This is a genomic window from Dietzia aerolata (genome assembly GCF_014144865.1).
Lineage (GTDB): Bacteria > Actinomycetota > Actinomycetes > Mycobacteriales > Mycobacteriaceae > Dietzia > Dietzia aerolata.
Genome location: NZ_JAALDM010000301.1, coordinates 1 through 2,896, shown reverse-complemented (window position 1 = coordinate 2,896; position 2,896 = coordinate 1). Strand labels below are relative to the sequence as shown.

The 2,896-nt window shown below is 72.1% G+C and carries 3 protein-coding genes; all 3 read left to right on the top strand.

Annotated features, from left to right (window positions below):
• On the top strand, positions 1-611 hold a 611-nt coding region (locus G6016_RS15380; RefSeq protein ID WP_182633484.1), incomplete at its 5' end, for a TatD family hydrolase.
• Between the two features lie 250 nt (positions 612-861).
• On the top strand, positions 862-2,055 hold the full coding sequence (locus G6016_RS17570; protein WP_338403639.1) for a resuscitation-promoting factor: 1,194 nt from the start codon (positions 862-864) through the stop codon (positions 2,053-2,055).
• 38 nt (positions 2,056-2,093) lie between these two features.
• A partial coding sequence (gene rsmA / locus G6016_RS15370; protein ID WP_182633485.1) for a 16S rRNA (adenine(1518)-N(6)/adenine(1519)-N(6))-dimethyltransferase RsmA occupies positions 2,094-2,896 on the top strand: 803 nt, incomplete at its 3' end.

Sequence of the window (2,896 nt, the reverse complement as noted above, 5' to 3'; positions counted from 1 at the left end):
CCCGCGAGGCCACCGACCCCGACACCGGTCCGGCGGTGCGCGACCGGCTCGCCGAGCTCGCCGCGCACCCGCGCGTGGTGGCCGTGGGGGAGACCGGCCTGGACCACTACTGGGTGGGGAAGATGGACGGCTGCGCCGACCCGGCCGAGCAGGAGGAGTCCCTGCGGTGGCACGCGGGACTGGCCGCCGACGTGGGCAAGTGCCTGATGATCCACAACCGAGAGGCCGACGACGACCTCATGCGTGTGCTCGCCGAGGTGGCGGGACCGGAGTCGGGCGTTCCGAGCGTCATGCTCCACTGCTTCTCCTCGCCGCTGGACGTGGCGAAGGAGGCCCTGGACCGTGGCTATGTGCTGTCCTTCACCGGGAACGTGACCTTCAAGGCCAATGACCACCTGCGTGAGGCGGCCCGGATCGCCCCGGCCGGGCAGTTGCTCGTGGAGACCGACGCCCCGTACATGGCCCCCGAGCCGTTCCGCGGCGCCCGCAACGAGGTGGGCCTGGTCGGCTATACCGCCCGCGCGATCGCCGAGGTGCGCGGGCAGGAGCCGGAGGAGTTCGTGGCCGAGGTCGCGGAGACCGCGCGGGGACTCTTCGGGCTGACGGTCTGACGACTGGCTGTGGCTGGCCTCTGAACGGGCTCTGGCGCGGGTTCGTCTGCCGCTCTCGGGACACGGCGAGCTATGTGACCAGAGTGAAACACGGGGCGAATGTAACGGAATGTGATCAGCGGACCTCGTCGTCGTCGCAGTTCAGGGGTACTGCGTTGCCCCGTGGCTACCTTGTTCGTTACGCTACCGTGATGAAACGCGGGGGCCCGGAATGGGCGACCCGCGCGGTAGGCGAGGAGAGAACTGACCAGTGGTTGACGACGCACGGACCGATACACCCGCGGCCTCAGGCGGCCGTCCCGGCGGCGCGGGACTGCTCGGGCCCGTCAAGCGGCTCCACGAGTCCCGCTCCTCGCTGCTGCGGTGGTCGGTGGCCGGCATGCTCTCCACCCTCGTCGTGGGCGGCGTCGCCGCGATGGACCAGCGCACCCAGTACACCCTCGACGTGGACGGCTCCACCGTCGAGCTGGTGACCTTCAAATCCGACGTGCGCACCGCGCTCGAGGAGGCCGGCTACGCGGTCGACGACCGCGACGTGGTGACCGCGCCCGGCGACTCGCTCGACGACGGCGACACGGTGACCCTGCGGCGCGCGCGGCCCGTCACGGTCGAGGTCGACGGGAAGAGCGAAGAGGTCTGGACCACCGCCACCACCGTCGCCGACCTGATCTCCGAGCGCGGCGACATCCCGCCCCGCAGTTACGTCACCCCCCGCATCGACGCCGAGGTTCCGCTGGACGGCACGACCGTCTCCGTGGTGACCCCGCGCCAGGTGCAGCTGTCCGACCACGGCGGGCCGCACACCCCGTTCAGCGCGCCCGGCGGCACCGTCGGCGAGTTCCTCGACCGACTCGGCGTGGAGCTCGGCCCGGCCGACATCGTCGAGCCCGCACCCGAGACGCCGGTCGGCCCCGACACCCAGATCACCGTGACCCGCATCGCCACCGCGGACGAGACGGTGGTCGAGCCCTACCAGGCGCCCGAGGAGACCGTCGAGAACCCCGAGGCGACCGAGGGTGAGCGCACCGTGGTGGAGCCGGCCGTGCCCGGCGAGCGTGAGGTCACCTACACGATCACCCGCGTCAACGGCGTCGAGACCGAACGCGTGCGCGGCGCCGAGACGGTCCTCACCGAGGCCACGCCGGCCGTCGTGAGCGTGGGCACCAAGCCCGCACCGGCCGTCCCGCAGTCCTCGCAGGGCAGCACCTGGGACGCCATCGCCCAGTGTGAGTCCGGCGGAAACTGGTCCATCAACACCGGCAACGGATTCTCCGGCGGCCTGCAGTTCCACCCGCAGACCTGGACCGGCCACGGCGGCGGCCAGTACGCGCCCACCGCAGCCCAGGCCACCCGCGAACAGCAGATCGCCATCGCCGAGAAGGTCCTGGCCTCGCAGGGCTGGGGCGCGTGGCCCGCCTGCACCGCGCGGCTGGGGCTCCGCTGAGCATCGTCGACCCGGGATCCCAGCCCGAAGGGTCCGGGATCTCTGAACACTTCCGCGGGCAGGCCGAACCTTTAGGTCCACCCGAGATCCGCGCGCTGGCCGAGGAACTGGGCATCAAACCCACCAAAACCCTCGGGCAGAACTTCGTCCACGACCCCAACACCGTGCGCCGGATCGTCGTGGCCTCCGGCGTCGCGCGCGGCGACCGTGTGGTGGAGGTGGGCCCCGGCCTCGGCTCGCTGACCCTGCCTCTGCTGGACGCCGCCGGTAGCGTCGTGGCCGTGGAGATCGACCCGGTACTGGCCGAGCGGCTGCCCCGCACCGTTGCCGAGCGGGCACCTTCGCTGGCCGGGTCGTTGAGCGTGGTGGGCGCCGATGCATTGTCGGTTCGCGCCTCGGATCTGGGCGAGCCCCTGCCGACCGCGCTCGTGGCCAACCTGCCCTACAACGTCTCTGTTCCCGTGCTGCTGCACCTGCTGGCCGAGGTGCCCACCCTGCGAACCGCGCTGGTGATGGTGCAGCTCGAGGTGGCCGACCGCCTGGCCGCCGCGCCCGGCTCCCGCGTCTACGGCGTACCCAGCGTCAAGGCCGGCTTCTACGGGACCGTCCGGCGCACCGGGGTGGTGGGCCGCAACGTCTTCTGGCCCGTGCCCAACGTCGAGTCCGGGCTCGTGCGGATCGACCGGTACGAGCAGGCGCCGTGGGACATGAGTGCCGAGCACCGGCGACGCGTGTTCGCGGTGGCCGACGCCGCGTTCGCGCAACGCCGCAAGACCCTCCGCGCGGCACTGTCCGGCTGGGCGGGCTCCGGCGTCCGCGCCGAGGAGGCGCTCGTCGCCGC